Origin of the sequence: Exiguobacterium sp. JMULE1, from assembly GCF_013337175.1 — a bacterium.
In the GTDB taxonomy this organism is placed as follows: Bacteria; Bacillota; Bacilli; order Exiguobacteriales; family Exiguobacteriaceae; genus Exiguobacterium_A; species Exiguobacterium_A indicum.
The window spans coordinates 1,665,872-1,681,493 of record NZ_SGWC01000002.1 but is presented as its reverse complement, the minus strand read 5'-3'; the positions used below and the strand labels follow the sequence as shown (position 1 = coordinate 1,681,493).

Below are 15,622 nucleotides of genomic sequence, written 5' to 3'. Positions count from 1 at the left end.
AAACACATCGAGTATCCACTGGATGTGTGGGGAGAAATATAGAAACGGGGGGAACCGTACATGGCAGGCCACGAGCAAGATCAACAAGCATTCTATGGACCAAACCTTGGCTACATCATTGAATTGTACGAGCGTTTTTTAGAAGACAAAACATCCGTTGATGAGGAGACACGTGCTTATTTCGAAGAGCATGGTGCACCCGTGACGGAACCAGTTGTACCGATGCAAGTCGAGACAGGAGATTTCGAAAAATATCTTGCGGCGAATCGTTTAGCGGAACAAATTCGTGCAAAAGGACATCTTGCGGCGGATATCTATCCGCTGAAGGACCATCCGCGAGAAACAGGATTATTCGAATTGAGTCAGTACGGATTGACAGAAGCAGATCTTCGAAAAATGCCAGTCTCACTCGTCTGTCCTGAACCACCAACTGGTGTACAGGACGCATTTGAAGGCATCGAACATTTAAAAGCGCAGTACACGGGAGCAGCCGCAGTTGAGTTCCAGCATGTCGACGATCTCGATGAAAAGAAATGGCTCCGTCAGAAAATCGAGCAAGGTGCTTTGACAGCGACGCTAGATGCTGAACAAAAGAAACAGTTGTTCAAACGCTTAGCTGAAACGGACCTCTTCGAAAAATACTTGCACAAAACATACGTCGGTCAAAAACGCTTCTCGATTGAAGGACTTGACGCGATGGTGCCATTGCTCGACACAATCGTCGGACACCTCATCTCGAACGGGTCGGAGACGATCAATATCGGAATGGCACACCGTGGACGGTTGAACGTTTTGGCGCACGTACTCGGGAAGCCGTATGAAATGATCTTTGCTGAGTTCCAGCATGCACCAAACCACGACCTCGTACCATCTGAAGGCTCGATTGGGATCACGTACGGTTGGACGGGCGACGTGAAGTATCACCTCGGTTTAAACCGAAAACTTGAGCAAGAGACACGTAACGTGCGGATGACGCTTGCGAACAATCCGTCGCACCTTGAGTTCGTCGACCCAGTCGTCGAAGGCTTCACACGTGCGGCACAAGATGATCGCTCACAAAAAGGAGCACCACGCCAAGAGCAAGCGGCTGCTGCTGCGATCCTGATCCACGGTGATGCAGCGTTCCCAGGTCAAGGAATCGTGGCTGAAACATTGAACTTAGCGAATCTCAAAGGATATAACACCGGCGGAACGATTCATATCATCGCGAACAACACGATCGGCTTCACGACGGAGCCGACGGACTCCCGTTCGACGCGTTACTCGAGTGATCTTGCCAAAGGATATGAGATCCCAGTCTTCCACGTCAATGCGGATGAGCCGGAAAGCTGTCTCGCTGTCGCGTTGCTCGCGAGCGAGTATCGGGCAACGTTTAAGAAGGATGTCATGATTGATTTGATCGGATATCGTCGTTTTGGTCATAACGAAATGGATGAACCGATGAATACGAACCCGGTCTTATACGATTTGATTCATAAACATGATCCAATTCGTGTCTTGTACGGGAAAACACTTGTCGCGAACGGGGATGCGACAGCTGACGAAATTCAATCGATTGAAACATCGATCAATGACCAGATGAAAGCAGCTCGTGAAAAAGTACCAAACGTCGAGAAAGAGTATGGTGGGGTCATGCCGGACGTCGTCTTTAAAGGCGTTCCGACCATCGAGACAGGGGTCTCGATTGAAACATTGACGGCGTACAATGAAGAATTATTACAGTGGCCGGACGGCTTCCAAGTGTTCCATAAACTTGAGAAGGTCCTGAAGCGCCGGACGGATGCGTTCTCAACGAAGAACGGAATTGACTGGGGACATGCCGAAACATTGGCGTTCGCTTCGATTCTCTCAGATGGAACACCCATCCGCTTGAGCGGTCAAGATTCTGAACGGGGAACGTTCGCACAACGGAACATTAATCTTCATGATGTGAAAACAGGAGAAGGCTTCTCGCCACTCCATGCCTTGTCAACGGCAACTGCATCATTCTCGGTCTACAACAGTCCGTTGTCTGAAGCAGGTGTACTTGGTTTTGAATACGGTTATAACGTCTTCGCTCCGGAAACACTTGTATTATGGGAAGCGCAATATGGGGACTTTGCGAACTCAGGTCAAGTCATCTTCGACCAGTTCATCTCAGCTAGCCGAGCAAAATGGGGACAAACGTCAGGTCTCGTCATGTTGCTTCCGCATGGTTATGAGGGGCAAGGACCAGAACACTCGAGTGGTCGTTTAGAACGTTTCTTGACGTTATCGGGTGAGAAAAACTGGACGGTCGCGAACGTGTCAAGTGCTGCCCAGTACTTCCACCTGTTGCGCCGACAAGCAGCGATTCTCGGGAAAGAGGAAGTCCGACCGCTCGTCGTCATGACGCCGAAGAGTCTCTTGCGTCATCCGCTTGCGACATCCGATGTCTCTGAGTTGACGGAAGGTAGTTTCCAACGTGTCATCGAACAAGCTGGACTTGGCGAAGCACCAGATCGTGTTAAACGTCTTGTGTTCTGTTCTGGTAAGATGGCAATCGATCTAGCAGAAGCCGTTTCAAAATCAGATGAGAATCTCGATTGGCTACAAATCGTCCGGGTCGAGGAGTTGTATCCGTTCCCGGCGAAAGCCTTACAAGAAGTCATCGCGCGCTATGAAGCCGTCGAAGAGATGGTCTGGGTACAAGAAGAACCGAAAAACATGGGGGCTTGGTCCTTCATGGAACCTCGACTTGAGACAGTCGCACCGAACGGCATCCAAACCGTCCGTTACATCGGTCGTCGTCGTCGTTCTAGTACAGCAGAAGGTGACCCGTCAGGTCATAAAGTAGAGCAGGCACGTATCATCAATGATGCACTCACAGCGACTGTTTCTACTCCAACAGCACCATCACACGTATCAAATCACACATCATAACTTAAGATAGAATCGAGTCATAGGGGGAGAATACGATGGAAATCAAAGTACCAGAACTTGCCGAATCAATTACTGAAGGAACGGTGGCGTCTTGGTTAAAACAACCAGGTGATCACGTGGAAAAAGGGGAAGCCATCGTTGAGCTCGAGACAGATAAAGTCAACATCGAAGTACCGTCAGATGAAGCAGGTACGTTGACGGAAGTGATGGCTGCTGAAGGAGATACAGTTCGCGTCGGGGAAACGATTGCTGTCATCTCTGCTGGTGGCGAGGCTCCAAAACCGGCTGCGGCAGAACCAGTACAAGAAACGCCAAAAGAGACACCAAAAGCAGAAGAAAAAGCGGAACAACCGGTGGCTGCAGCAGCGACTGAAAGTACATCTGTTGCGGATCGTCCGATTGCTTCACCTGCTGCCCGTAAACTGGCTCGTGAAAAAGGAATCGATTTAGCACAAGTGGCGACGCAAGATCCACTTGGTCGCATCCGCGTCCAAGACGTCGCGACGTTTGAAGTAGCACCACGTGAGCAAGCAAAACCGGCTCCTACGAAACCCGCTACACCGGCACCAGCACCTTCAGCCGCTCCTGGGAAACCGGAAGAGCGAATCAAGATGTCACGCCGTCGTAAGACGATTGCGAACCGACTCGTTGAAGTTCAACAAACGGCAGCGATGTTGACGACATTCAATGAGATCGATATGTCAGCGGTCATGGCACTACGTAAACGTCGCCAAGAGAAATTTGTGAAGGAAAACGAAGTCAAGCTCGGATTCATGTCATTCTTTACAAAAGCAGCAGTCGCAGCACTGAAGAAGATGCCATACTTGAATGCTGAGATTCAAGGGGATGAAATCGTCCTGAAGAAATTCTACGATATCGGGATTGCGGTCTCAGCACCGGACGGTCTCGTCGTTCCTGTCGTACGTGATGCGGACAAGAAGAACTTCGCTGAGATTGAAAAAGATATCATTCAACTCGCTGTCAAAGCGCGTGACAACAAACTCGGTCTATCTGACTTGACGGGTGGTACGTTCACGATCACGAATGGTGGTACGTTCGGTTCACTCATGTCGACACCGATCTTAAACGGTCCACAAGTCGCGATTCTAGGGATGCATGCAATCAACTTGCGTCCTGTCGCGATTGATGCTGAACGGATGGAAAACCGTCCGATGATGTATGTCGCACTCTCCTACGACCACCGAATCGTTGATGGAAAAGAAGCCGTTACGTTCCTGAAGCACATCAAAGATTTGCTTGAAGATCCAGAGTCATTGATTTTCGAAGCGTAAGTTTCAAGAAGACCCGTTTGATCGAACGGGTCTTTTTCTATGTCGTAATAACACTTTGTCATCAAATCACGAAATGACATTTACATTTTCTCTATATCAGCTTCATACATACGACTTAGGATAGGTATTGTAAGAATATTTCAAGGGGGAATCAATTATGTTGAAACAATTTGGGTTAACGATGGCTGCAGGCGCGATATTAAGTACAGGTTTTCCGACAGAAGATGTCGGTGCACAATCAAAAGGAAAATCATTGCTCGATCCAAATCGAATCATCAACGTCGCTCACCGCGGAGCTTCAGGGTATGCACCAGAGCATACGATGCCAGCTTATGAAATGGGACATAAGAAATTTAAAGCAGATTACATCGAGATTGACTTACAGATGACAAAAGATGGTCAATTGATTGCGATGCACGATGAAACGGTTGATCGGACTACAGATGGGACGGGTGCTGTCAAAGACAAGACACTTGAAGAAATCAAGAAGCTTGATGCAGGAAGCTGGTTCAATGAAGTAAACCCTTCACTTGCTCGAAAAGAGTACGCTGGATTAAAAGTGCCGACACTTGAAGAAATTTTCTCGACATATGGAAAGCATGCGAACTATTATATTGAAACAAAATCGCCAGAGGTTTATCCAGGTATGGAAGAGAAGTTATTGAATACCTTAAAAGCTTATGGTTTATCGAGTGATCGTGTAAAACCGGGTCAAGTCTTAATTCAATCGTTCAGTGAAGCAAGCCTTCAAAAAGTCAAAGCCATGGATCCGAATGTACCGCTTATTCAGTTGATGGAAGCGAACGAAGTCAAGGCATTGACGGATGATCGATTGACTGCAATCCGTCAGTATGCAGTCGGTGTCGGTCCTTCCTTCAAAGCGTTGACACGTGAGAACGTCTCAGCGATTCGCGCGCATGATTTATTACTTCACCCGTATACTGTCAATGAAAAAGCGGATATGGTACGTATGCTTGATTATGGTGTTACAGGTGTCTTTACGAACTATGCCGACCGTTTCAATGATGTCGTGAAAGGGCTGTACAAAAAATAAAGTAAAAACGAAACAATACTATTTCTTCTTTCGAACAGGAAAGGAGGAATAGTTTTTTGTTTTTAAAACTCGTATTTTAAATCCAATATTTCATTCCATACGTAAACCCTATAGAGGTTTATCAGAATTTCGAATCATGAGACAAAACAATGTAGTCAGTTTCGTATTTCATGGTACGATAACAGTGCAGTTTTGGGAAGGAATGGAGTGAGGATCGTGAGAATTACACAGTATACGGATTATGGACTACGTGTGTTGATGTATCTCGGGGTGCACCGGGATGTTATCACACCAATGCCGCAGATTGCCAAGCATTATGGCATCTCATCCAACCATTTAATGAAGGTAACACAACAATTAGCGAAACTTGGCTATGTCGAATCAACAAGAGGTCGGTCAGGCGGACTCCGTTTGATTCGTGAGCCAAAAGACATCAACATCGGGAAAGTCGTTCGGGAGATGGAACCGATGGATATCGTCGAGTGTTTTGGAAGCAACGGTCATTGTGTCATCGAACCAGGATGCCGTCTAAAAGGTGTGCTCGGACGAGCGCTTCGAGCTTTTATCCGGGAACTGGAACAGCATACATTAGAAGAATTGCTAGATAATCGTGATGAGTTGGCACTCTTGTTTGCTGCCTCATCTTTACAGCGTTCCTAATCAAAAAACCCTCGTTTCCGTGAATGGAAGCGAGGGTTTTGTCATAGCGATACTTATACGTCATCTTGGCGTTTCTTTGGTTCCACATGTTCTTTATTCTGGGACAAGTCGTCACGAACAGACGATTTCCACAACGGAACATTGCTGTAATATGCAGCACGAGCGATCAGATGTCCTCCAATCGGTGCTGTGATGAGCACGAACAGGATGCCGAGAACGACACGAGAGGAGAAGAATCCATCTTCAGTGACGAAATAGATGATGACGCCGATTAAAATCGACATGACACCTAATGTCGCGCTTTTAGATGCAGCGTGAGCACGCGTATAGACATCCGGTAAGCGGATCAGACCAAGCGCGGTGACGAGACTAAATCCCATACCGAGCAAGGCGAAGACCGCGACGATCAATTCATTGGTTGCGATCACGTTCGATGATCTCTCCTTTCTCGATATATTTTGAAAAGGCAACTGTACCGATGAAGGCGAGTATACCAATCAACAGTATGACTTCGAGGTAGTCGCTCGTCCGTAAGATGATCGAGACAAGTCCAACGATTGAAATCAAGCTGATACCAATTGAATCAAGCGCGATGACACGATCCGCAATACTTGGTCCTTTGATGACCCGGTAAAACAGACCAAGCATCGAGAGAAAGACACCCCCGAGTGCGATATAGATTAAAATATCGAACATCACCGACTCACCTCCAGAATGGCTTTCTCAAAACTATCGCGAATCGAAGCGACCGCTTCATCGACCTCTGGCATGTGGAGTGCATGAATGTAGAGTGTCTTATTATCATCCGAGATATCAACGACAAGCGTTCCCGGTGTCAGCGTGATCAGCATTGACAGCAACGTGATTTGCCACGGTTGATCGAGTTCGGTCTCATAGGCGAAAATACCAGGTTGAATATCTAACTTCGGCTTTAAAATGATTTTCAAGACATCGATGTTCGCGACGACAAGCTCGTAGAGAAAGCGGAAAAACAATAGGACGAGTGCGACGACAGGTCCGAGATAAAAGCGACCTTTGAAGCCGCGACGGAAAGCGAACATCGCAATCAGCCCTAGCGCGTAACCGATGACGAAACCGGAGGCCGAGAAATTGTTTGAGAGAAACATCCACAAGAATGCAAGAAATAAGTTGAGCAAGACTTGAAATGCCATGAATTAACGACCTCCTTTTAGTACGGCATCGATATAGAGCGTTGGATTCGTCAACGGTTCGACGGCTTGTTGAATCAGTGGACGCATCGCCTCAGCACCTACTCCATAGAGAACGCTGAGCGCAACTAAGACAATCGTAGGAACTAGCAGCTTGGGAACAAGCGCTTGTTTATCACCCGAGTAGGTCTTCGGTGTTCCCCAAAAGGCACGCATGAACAATTGAACGACGGAATACAAGACGAGCAGACTTGATAGTAAGACGATGATCGGTCCAATCAACTCACCAGCTTCAATACCACCACGAACAATCAGGAATTTCCCAATGAACCCGCTGAGCGGTGGAATCCCGGCAAGTGATAACGCCGCGATGAAGAACGTCCAACCTAGTACAGGATAGGTTTTGATCATCCCTCCCATATTTTTCAGTTTACTCGAGCCGGCAATTCCGACCATGATCCCTACGAGAAGGAATAAAGCGGCTTTGATCAACATATCATGAAGAAGGTAGAAAATCGCACCTTCTAGTGCTTGCGGTGTCATGAGGGAAACCCCGTACAAGATGACCCCGACTGCGACGATGATGTTGTAGATGATGATTTGCTTCGCATCCCGTGTCGCAAGCGCACCGATCACCCCGATGATGATCGTACTGAGAGCAAGGATACTTAAGATTTGATGAATCGTTCCAATCTCATTTGAGAAGAACAAACTATACGTCCGTAAAATCCCGTAGACCCCGACCTTCGTCAGCAAGGCACCGAACAGAGCAAGAACAGGCGTCGGCGGTACTTGATAAGAACCAGGTAACCAGAAGTAGAGCGGGAAGATCGCACCTTTTAATCCGAAGACGATTAGGAATAACAAGGCGATGACGTTTAGGATTGCCGGCTGTCCGACCTCTGAAATCTTTTGACTGATATCCGCCATGCTGAGTGATCCGATGATTCCGTACAAGAAGGCCACCGTCATGACGAATAATGCGGACGAGATGACGTTGATCAAAAGATACTTCAGCGATTCTCGTAATTGTGCCGGTTTCCCGCCGAGAACGATCAAGACATAAGACGAAATCAGGAAGACTTCGAAGAAGACGAACATGTTAAAGATATCACCTGTCGTAAAGGCACCATTGACACCAACGAGCAGGAATTGAACGGCGATGAAATAGTAGTATCGTTGATAGGAAACGCTCAAGTAGACAATGGCATACCAGATGATACAAAGAACAAGAATGCTCGTCGTCGTGACGAGTAAAGCGGATAGCATGTCAGAGACGAGTGTGATACCAAAAGGTGCTGGCCAGCTACCGAGTGTGACTGTTAAGATGCCGTTCGACCGGACAGTCAGCACAAGATAGATGGAGACACAGACAGTCAAAATCGTCGAAAAGAGGGAAACGATTCGTTGTCCTTTGAGGTGTCTCGGGAAAAACATCAAGATGACACCCGTCAACAAAGGGATGATGATTGGTAGTAGCGGTAAGTTAATCATTCGAATCGGTTCCTTTCATCTCTTCGATATTATCGGTTCCGAGTTCTTGATAGGCACGATAAGCGAGTACCAAGAAAAAGGCAGTGACACCAAAGCTGATGACGATGGCGGTCAAGACGAGTGCTTGCGGTAGTGGATCCGTATAGGAAGTCACGCCGTCCTTTAAGACCGGAGCCGCGCCTCGTTTTAATCCACCCATCGTCATGACGAGTAGATGGGCAGCGTGGCTGAGCAACCCTGTTCCGATGATAATGCGAAGAATACTTTTCGAAAGAATGAGATAAATGGCACACATCGTCAGGATGCCTGCGGCGATCGCCATGATGATTTCCATATTAATCACTCTCCCCAATCGTTTGAATAATCGTCATCGTCACACCGACTACAACAAGATAAACACCAAGATCAAACAACATCGCCGTATGAAGTGATGTCTTACCGAATAACGGTAGGTTGAAATAGTCATGTGCATGTGTGAAGAACGGGACGTTAAAGACAAGCGCTCCTGAAGCCGTCAGTACGGCAATCAACATGCCAAGAGCCGTGATCCATTTGTAGTCGAATGGCAAAATCCGGCGTAACGTCTTGATGTCGTAAGCAAGTAAGATCAAGACAAGAGCAGACGCCGTCACAAGACCACCAATGAAACCGCCACCTGGCGTATAGTGTCCAGCAAAGAACAAGTAGACAGCAAACAGGAAGATGATGAACGTGATAAAGGAAGTCGCGGACTCTAAGATGACGTCATTCGTATGTTTTTTTGTCTGCTTTTTCATTTATCCATCCCTCCTGTTCGTCTGAATTTAATCATCGTGTAAATTCCGATTCCGGCAAGTGCGAGAACGGCAATCTCAAACAACGTATCGAAGCCACGGAAGTCGACGAGAATGACGTTGACCATATTACCGCCAGCGGCAAGATCAGCGACATTATCGATGTAATATTTGGCGATTGAAGTAAACGATCGTTGGCTGAGAGAAGCAAGTGCGACGAGTGTCACCGTCAGTCCGACGAGTGCCGAAATCAAGGCGTTGCCGAGCTTGAACGGAATGCGCTCTTCTTTCCGGCTGATTTCCGGTAAACGATAGAAAACGAGCAGGAACAGAGCGACCGATACTGTCTCGATGACGAGTTGCGTCAAGGCAAGGTCTGGCGCTCGGAACAAGACGAAGAACAGAGCGACCGTATAACCTGTCACACCGAGCAAGATGATCGATGTCAGTCGTGAACGCGCAAAGGTGATCGAGAGGGCACTCGAAACGAGAACGAGTGCAAGGATGATCTCATACGCGTCAATCGAGCTGATTGGATCAACCGCGAAGCGGAAGGCATCAAACCCGTATAATGCCGTCAAGATCAAGATGACGATGAATCCGAAGATGTAGACGAGATACGACCGCATGTATCCGGTCATGACCGTATCATGGATCTTTGTCGATGTCTGTTCACCACGACGTAACAAGGCGTCATATTGATGATTCAAGGAGACGGCACGTGGCATCCGGTTGTAAAGCGATTGCCAACGTGGGAGTGTTTTATACAAGATTACGCCAGCACTGATGATCACGAGTGTCAGGAATAATTCAGTATTGAATCCATGCCACATTGAAATATGCACATCAATCTTGCCACCCGCATCAACGACTTGCGGTAAGATCGCTTCGACTGCCGGTCGAATCAACGTATCCGATAATATATTCGGGAAGAGTCCGATGATGACGACGAGCGAGACGAGGACGAGAGGTGGAATCAACATGCCAATCGGTGCCTCGTGTGGTGTTTTCGGTAACTTGTCGTCTTGACGCTTACCGAAGAACGTTCTGCGGACGATCAAGATGCTATAGACGAATGTAAAGATACTTCCGACGACGGCGAGTACAGGAATAATCCAACCGTAAGACGGTAAGTGGAACAAGTCAGATCCTGAAACTTCAAGTACACCTGTCAAGAACATCTCTTTACTTAAGAAACCATTGAATGGTGGAATCCCCGCCATCGAAAGGGTCCCGATCATCGCAATCGTCATCGAAATCGGCATGAGTTGCGCAAGACCACCGAGCTTCCGAATGTCGCGAGTACCAGTCTCGTGATCGACGATTCCCGCCATCATGAAGAGACTGCCTTTAAACGTCGCGTGGTTGATCAGGTGGAAGATCGCAGCGACTGTCGCAATCGTATATAATCCGTCATCTAACGCGTCGACGTGCAAGGCGGCTGCTCCGAGTCCGAGCAAGGACATGATCAATCCAAGCTGAGAAATCGTCGAGTAAGCAAGGATTCCTTTCAAATCATGTTGTTTCACCGCATTGAGTGAACCCCAGAATAAGGTGAATATTCCGACAGATGAGACGAGATAGAACCAGAGCGACTCATCCGCAAAAATCGGACTGAAACGAGCGACAAGATACAACCCTGCCTTGACCATCGTTGCCGAGTGCAAGTAGGCGCTGACAGGGGTCGGTGCTTCCATCGCATCCGGTAACCAGATGTGGAACGGAAATTGAGCCGATTTCGTGAAGGCAGCTAGCAAGAATAAAACGAGGGCGACCGAAAAGAAGGGTTCACCTTGAATCGATTCAAGCGACGCATAGGTCTCACGAATACTTAACGATCCACTGAGTGTTGAGAGAATCGCGATTCCCCCAAGCATCGCTAGTCCACCGAAGACGGTGATCAGCATCGATTTTTGAGCGCCGTAACGAGAACGTTCCCGCTCGTACCAATAGGCGATCAATAAGAACGACGAAATCGACGTTAATTCCCAGAACAGATAGAGGACGATCATGTTATCTGACAGCACGACGCCAAGCATGGCGGTCATGAACATCAACAGATAAACATAAAATGTTCCGAGTGATTCTTTTTTCGCATCTAAATAAAAAATCGAATAAAGAACGACGAGTGAGCCGATTCCTGTGATCAATAGTGCGAACAATAAGCCGAGTCCGTCGAGATACGTGACGAAATCGATACCGAGCGATGGTATCCACGGCATGCGTGCCGTAAAGGTCTCACCTGACATCGTACCAGCGAGAAAGCGGCTGAAATACGAAACGAGCAGTACAGGTACGACAAGTACAAACCAACCGGTATGAATGTTCGGAAGGCGTTTCGCTAGAAGCGGAATGAAAAGACTGATCAATATGGGCAGTAAAATAGCCCCGTGCATCACGGACACGAAATTCCCTCCTTTGTGACATCGACGACCAAAAATGAAAAAGGGACGCGAACGCAAGCTGTTGAAGCTCGGAACTGTCCAGTAGAAGACACGATTCATTTTGTTCGTCGAAGATGTTTCTGAATCAAGTATAGCGTACTTTTTTCCTTCTTGCATGACGTGAAGCGTTGAAGCATAAGGGATAGAGCCATTTTCTCTCTTGATTATTAAATATGTAGGAACACGGCAGAAATAGGCTGAAATTTTTTTTGATTTTTTTCAAATAACACGTTGATCCATGAGAAGAATGATTCAAATTCAAGTAACTCGGGTACATCTACCTAGAGCACAACTAATGACCTTAGAGGGGGAACTTTCATGCGAGCAACATTCAAGACAGGTGTCATTTTAGGTGGTTTAGCGGCGATTGCGACAATCGCCTATCAACAATACCAACAACGAAAAACGACTTCAGACGATATTGACCATCGTCCAAGTGTCGACGCGAAACGCGATCCGGCTGAAGTCGGACTGACACAACTTGATTCCATTCATCGGGCAGATTGGCAAGCGAATGGATTCCCACAAACGCACGCAGAACTCGAACGCCTCGAGCGAGAAGAAAATTAAAAAAACACGTCTCTCGAATGAGAGGCGTGTTTTATAGTCATTAAGCACTTGTTGTGACTAGGGCACGTGTCCGTTCACTGTGTGCAGTATAAGAAGAAAGATGTTCGAATTGATAAAGCGTTAAGGTCGCTGTGCGACGTTGACCGGTACTCGATTCTAGCATTAAATAAGCTTCATTGAAGTCTGTTCCACCACCATCATAGCGGATGTGTGCCGTAATCGTTCGTCCATCTGTTGTCTGCATATAAATATCGTATCCTCCGAAATCAACGCGCTTAAAGCTAGTTGCCTCGCTTACGATGTGTTTGAATGTTTCAATTAAAGAATATGTCATCGTTCGTTCCTCCTTTTATTTCTTCAAAGCAAAATAAGTTATAATCGACTCCGAATATTACTATTCCCATTAAATTCAAGAAATAAACATCATAAATGAATCTTTTTTAGTTCTTGTTATGAAACGCGTTTCATACTTTATGATGAATACAGACGGTGCGTGACCGATTCTGGGCGTTAACCGATACAGAAACTATAATCAAAAAGACAAGGGGATGGTCGTGACCATCCCCTTGTCTTTTTGATTATAGTTCTACGTTGTGGTAGACCTGTTGCACATCCTCAAGATCTTCCAGTGCATCGATCATTTTTTCGAATTGGGCGACGTCGTCTTCAGACAACGCGACTTCGTTTTGGGCGAGCATGACGAGTTCGGCAAGTGAGAACTCAGTAATGCCTGCAGCTTTCAACGCTTCTTGTACAGCATGGAATTGTTCCGGCTCAGCGTAGATGATGACAGATTCGTCTTCTTCGAGGATATCGCGCACATCAATATCCGCTTCCATCATCAATTCGAGAACGTCATCTGCAGTTTTACCTTCAAAGGCAAAGATTGCCGTCGCATCGAACATATAAGCGACGGATCCGCTCACGCCCATGTTTCCCCCATTTTTTCCGAACGCAGCACGAACGTCAGAAGCCGTCCGGTTAACGTTGTTCGTCAACGTTTCGACGATGACCATTGAACCGCTTGGACCGAACCCTTCATAACGCAAGACATCGTAGTTTTCTTCCGCTCCACCTTTTGCTTTTTCAATCGCCCGATCGACGATGGCACGTGGCACGTTGTATGTCTTCGCTCGTTCGAGAACGACCTTTAATGCTTGGTTTGATTCTGGATCGGGTTCACCTTGTTTAGCCGCTACATAAATCTCACGACCGAACTTTGCGTAAATCCGACTCGTATTTTTGTCTTTTGATGCTTTTTTTTCCTTGATGTTATTCCATTTACGACCCATTTCGTATCCACTCTCTTTCCGTAATGTCAGAAATCCGTGATTTCCTATGCGTTATCAGTATACCTTAAACTACCTGACAGACTGAACTAAAATGTCGGTGGAACAGTTGAATTTCTACTAAATACGTTTAAGCGATGCGGAAGAAAGGAACTTTACCGATAGAGAAATATCAATTTAAGGGAGAGTGGCAGAATTTGAATCAGGCTGGAGTAGTTCATCGCGCATTATCACCGTTCGTTTATGCCTATGATCAAGAAACCGTCCATGTCCGACTTATGACGGCTAAAGGAGATATTGAAAAAGTTGAATTGATATATGGTGATCCGTATGAATGGGAAGCGGAAAAAGAAGAAGACCGAGATTGGAATTTTGATCCGGAGAAAGAAAAATCATGGAAAGTGAAACGGACGCCGATGCAACACAATGGAAGTGATGCGACGTATGACTATTGGTTCATTGCAATCCGTCCAGAACGGAAGCGGGTACGGTATGGGTTTGAGGTTCATGGCGATAAGATAGCCGTTTTAACCGAGCGCGGCTGGTATGACGAAGCACCACTCGATCATCCAGGCTATTATTTTTCTGTGCCATATGTTCATGCGACGGATGTCTTTGATACACCGGATTGGGTGAAGGATACGGTCTGGTATCAAATTTTCCCGGAACGATTTGCGAATGGCGACACGACGAATGATCCAGCGGGAACGAAGGAGTGGGGAAGTGAAGCACCGGCTTTTCAGAATTTCTTCGGTGGAGATTTTCAAGGGGTCATTGATCACGTCGATCATTTACAACGTCTCGGCGTCACGGGTGTCTACTTCTGCCCAGTCTTTGAAGCACCATCCAATCATAAATACGATACGCTTGATTACTTGAAGCTTGATCCTGCGTTCGGTGACGAGAAAACGTTCCGCAAGATGATCGATGTGCTACATGAGAACGGTATCCGCGTATTACTCGATGCCGTCTTTAATCATATTAGTGAAGAGCACCCAGCATTTCAAGATGTCTTAGAAAAGGGACAAGACTCAAAATACGCCAACTGGTTTACGATTGATTCCTTCCCGGTCGATCCATCGATTCCAAACTATGAAGTGTTTGCATTTGAACGAAACATGCCGAAGTTGAATACTGCCCATCCGGACGTCAAAGACTATTTGCTTCACGTCGGACGTTACTGGGTCGAGGAATTCGGAATTGACGGCTGGCGTCTGGATGTCGCTAGTGAAGTCGATCATGCGTTTTGGCGTGAGTTTCGAAAGGAAGTCCGGGCTGCGAACGGAACATGTTATATCGTCGGCGAATGCTGGACGGATTCGCAACCATGGCTCCTCGGCGATCAATTTGATGCCGTCATGAATTACGGTTTGACAGAGAGCTTTTTGACTTGTTTTGCGACGGGCGAGACGAGCGTTCGTGATTTCTCACATGCAGTCAGCCGGAATTTAAACTGGCATTCTCAAAATGTCAACGAGGTCATGTTCAATTTGATTGACTCGCATGATACGCCGCGTGCTCTAACGCGTGCGAAAGGGAATATCGATCGAATGAAGTTACTCTTCACTACACTGTTGACATTTCCGGGTTCACCCGTCATCTACTATGGCGATGAGATTGGAATGACTGGGGGGCAAGACCCGGCAAACCGTGCGTGTATGGAATGGGATGAGACGAAGCAGAACCGTGAGTTGTTCGATCACGTTGCACAGTTGATCGCTCTTCGAAAACAGCATCCGGTTTTAGCAAATGCCGGAACGTATCATTTCCAAAGGATCGATGATACAAAACAGACATTTGTCGTCGAGCGACGTCAGGGTGAACAGATTTACTTGCTCGTGGTCAACGTAAGTGAAGAGGCACAATCTCTTTCGCTTGAGGGAACGTATGAAAGTCTGTTAAATGCAACGACGTTGTCGGGAACTATTCAAGTAGAAGCTGTGTCGGCTCTTCTTTTGCGACACGTATAAGAAAAA

The 15,622-nt window shown here is 46.9% G+C and carries 15 protein-coding genes; 6 read left to right on the top strand and 9 right to left on the bottom strand.

Annotated features, from left to right (window positions below):
- Window positions 1-60 precede the first annotated feature (60 nt).
- From EXW93_RS09190 to EXW93_RS09175, 4 genes are all read left to right on the top strand, one after another.
- On the top strand, window positions 61-2,901 hold the full coding sequence (locus tag EXW93_RS09190) for a 2-oxoglutarate dehydrogenase E1 component (RefSeq protein WP_055968445.1): 2,841 nt from the start codon (window positions 61-63) through the stop codon (window positions 2,899-2,901).
- A gap of 35 nt (window positions 2,902-2,936) precedes the next feature.
- Window positions 2,937-4,193 (top strand): 2-oxoglutarate dehydrogenase complex dihydrolipoyllysine-residue succinyltransferase, encoded by a 1,257-nt coding sequence (gene odhB / locus EXW93_RS09185; RefSeq protein ID WP_035396989.1) that lies wholly within the window; start codon window positions 2,937-2,939, stop codon window positions 4,191-4,193.
- 157 nt (window positions 4,194-4,350) lie between these two features.
- Window positions 4,351-5,247 carry a glycerophosphodiester phosphodiesterase gene (locus tag EXW93_RS09180; RefSeq protein ID WP_023468546.1) on the top strand — a complete coding sequence of 299 codons (897 nt, stop codon included), beginning with the start codon at window positions 4,351-4,353 and terminating at the stop codon, window positions 5,245-5,247.
- 216 nt (window positions 5,248-5,463) lie between these two features.
- Window positions 5,464-5,907, top strand: a complete 444-nt coding sequence (locus tag EXW93_RS09175) for an Rrf2 family transcriptional regulator (protein ID WP_023468545.1) — start codon at window positions 5,464-5,466, stop codon at window positions 5,905-5,907.
- Window positions 5,908-5,960: 53 nt separating this feature from the next.
- Here the strand turns inward: EXW93_RS09175 and mnhG are convergent, their stop codons facing one another.
- Genes mnhG through EXW93_RS09140 form a run of 7 tightly spaced genes read right to left on the bottom strand, consistent with a single transcriptional unit; the run spans window position 5,961 to window position 11,748 of the window.
- Window positions 5,961-6,335 (bottom strand): monovalent cation/H(+) antiporter subunit G, encoded by a 375-nt coding sequence (gene mnhG / locus EXW93_RS09170; protein WP_023468544.1) that lies wholly within the window; start codon window positions 6,333-6,335, stop codon window positions 5,961-5,963.
- Window positions 6,319-6,555, bottom strand: a complete 237-nt coding sequence (locus EXW93_RS09165; RefSeq protein WP_369792086.1) for a Na(+)/H(+) antiporter subunit F1 — start codon at window positions 6,553-6,555, stop codon at window positions 6,319-6,321. The genes mnhG and EXW93_RS09165 overlap by 17 nt, the downstream gene beginning before the upstream one ends.
- A 47-nt stretch (window positions 6,556-6,602) precedes the next feature.
- On the bottom strand, window positions 6,603-7,079 hold the full coding sequence (locus tag EXW93_RS09160; protein ID WP_023468542.1) for a Na+/H+ antiporter subunit E: 477 nt from the start codon (window positions 7,077-7,079) through the stop codon (window positions 6,603-6,605).
- Window positions 7,080-7,082: 3 nt separating this feature from the next.
- Window positions 7,083-8,570 (bottom strand): Na+/H+ antiporter subunit D, encoded by a 1,488-nt coding sequence (locus EXW93_RS09155; RefSeq protein ID WP_035396991.1) that lies wholly within the window; start codon window positions 8,568-8,570, stop codon window positions 7,083-7,085.
- Window positions 8,563-8,904, bottom strand: coding sequence for a Na(+)/H(+) antiporter subunit C (locus EXW93_RS09150; RefSeq protein WP_023468540.1), 342 nt, complete (start codon window positions 8,902-8,904; stop codon window positions 8,563-8,565). The genes EXW93_RS09155 and EXW93_RS09150 overlap by 8 nt, the downstream gene beginning before the upstream one ends.
- Before the next feature lies 1 nt (window position 8,905).
- A complete protein-coding gene (locus EXW93_RS09145; protein WP_023468539.1) occupies window positions 8,906-9,346 on the bottom strand; it encodes a Na(+)/H(+) antiporter subunit B in 441 nt (146 codons plus the stop codon).
- A complete protein-coding gene (locus EXW93_RS09140; RefSeq protein ID WP_035396993.1) occupies window positions 9,343-11,748 on the bottom strand; it encodes a Na+/H+ antiporter subunit A in 2,406 nt (801 codons plus the stop codon). Before EXW93_RS09140 ends, EXW93_RS09145 begins: the two co-directional genes overlap by 4 nt.
- Window positions 11,749-12,105: 357 nt before the next feature.
- Here EXW93_RS09140 and EXW93_RS09135 point away from each other — a divergent pair, with 357 nt between their 5' ends.
- Complete coding sequence (locus EXW93_RS09135; protein ID WP_023468537.1) at window positions 12,106-12,357, top strand: hypothetical protein; 252 nt, start codon at window positions 12,106-12,108, stop codon at window positions 12,355-12,357.
- Between the two features lie 40 nt (window positions 12,358-12,397).
- Here the strand turns inward: EXW93_RS09135 and EXW93_RS09130 are convergent, their stop codons facing one another.
- Both EXW93_RS09130 and EXW93_RS09125 read right to left on the bottom strand, forming a co-directional pair.
- On the bottom strand, window positions 12,398-12,691 hold the full coding sequence (locus EXW93_RS09130) for a hypothetical protein (protein WP_023468536.1): 294 nt from the start codon (window positions 12,689-12,691) through the stop codon (window positions 12,398-12,400).
- Window positions 12,692-12,935: 244 nt separating this feature from the next.
- The gene (locus EXW93_RS09125) at window positions 12,936-13,649 is read right to left on the bottom strand and encodes a YebC/PmpR family DNA-binding transcriptional regulator (RefSeq protein ID WP_023468535.1); all 714 of its coding nucleotides are present in this window, start codon (window positions 13,647-13,649) and stop codon (window positions 12,936-12,938) included.
- Between the two features lie 194 nt (window positions 13,650-13,843).
- On the opposite strand from EXW93_RS09125, the gene EXW93_RS09120 reads away from it, so the two are divergent.
- Window positions 13,844-15,616: a glycoside hydrolase family 13 protein gene (locus EXW93_RS09120; RefSeq protein ID WP_023468534.1), complete on the top strand. Its 1,773-nt coding sequence runs from the start codon at window positions 13,844-13,846 to the stop codon at window positions 15,614-15,616.
- Window positions 15,617-15,622 lie beyond the last annotated feature (6 nt).

What these genes read in the sequence shown, in the direction of transcription:
- EXW93_RS09125 (WP_023468535.1), bottom strand. Translation starts at nt 13,649, where the DNA reads ATGGGTCGTAAATGGAATAACATCAAGGAAAAAAAAGCATCAAAAGAC.
- EXW93_RS09180 (WP_023468546.1), top strand. Translation starts at nt 4,351, where the DNA reads ATGTTGAAACAATTTGGGTTAACGATGGCTGCAGGCGCGATATTAAGT.
- EXW93_RS09145 (WP_023468539.1), bottom strand. Translation starts at nt 9,346, where the DNA reads ATGAAAAAGCAGACAAAAAAACATACGAATGACGTCATCTTAGAGTCC.
- EXW93_RS09165 (WP_369792086.1), bottom strand. Translation starts at nt 6,555, where the DNA reads ATGCTTGGTCTGTTTTACCGGGTCATCAAAGGACCAAGTATTGCGGAT.
- odhB (WP_035396989.1), top strand. Translation starts at nt 2,937, where the DNA reads ATGGAAATCAAAGTACCAGAACTTGCCGAATCAATTACTGAAGGAACG.
- EXW93_RS09130 (WP_023468536.1), bottom strand. Translation starts at nt 12,691, where the DNA reads ATGACATATTCTTTAATTGAAACATTCAAACACATCGTAAGCGAGGCA.
- EXW93_RS09150 (WP_023468540.1), bottom strand. Translation starts at nt 8,904, where the DNA reads ATGGAAATCATCATGGCGATCGCCGCAGGCATCCTGACGATGTGTGCC.
- EXW93_RS09160 (WP_023468542.1), bottom strand. Translation starts at nt 7,079, where the DNA reads ATGGCATTTCAAGTCTTGCTCAACTTATTTCTTGCATTCTTGTGGATG.
- EXW93_RS09155 (WP_035396991.1), bottom strand. Translation starts at nt 8,570, where the DNA reads ATGATTAACTTACCGCTACTACCAATCATCATCCCTTTGTTGACGGGT.
- EXW93_RS09190 (WP_055968445.1), top strand. Translation starts at nt 61, where the DNA reads ATGGCAGGCCACGAGCAAGATCAACAAGCATTCTATGGACCAAACCTT.
- EXW93_RS09135 (WP_023468537.1), top strand. Translation starts at nt 12,106, where the DNA reads ATGCGAGCAACATTCAAGACAGGTGTCATTTTAGGTGGTTTAGCGGCG.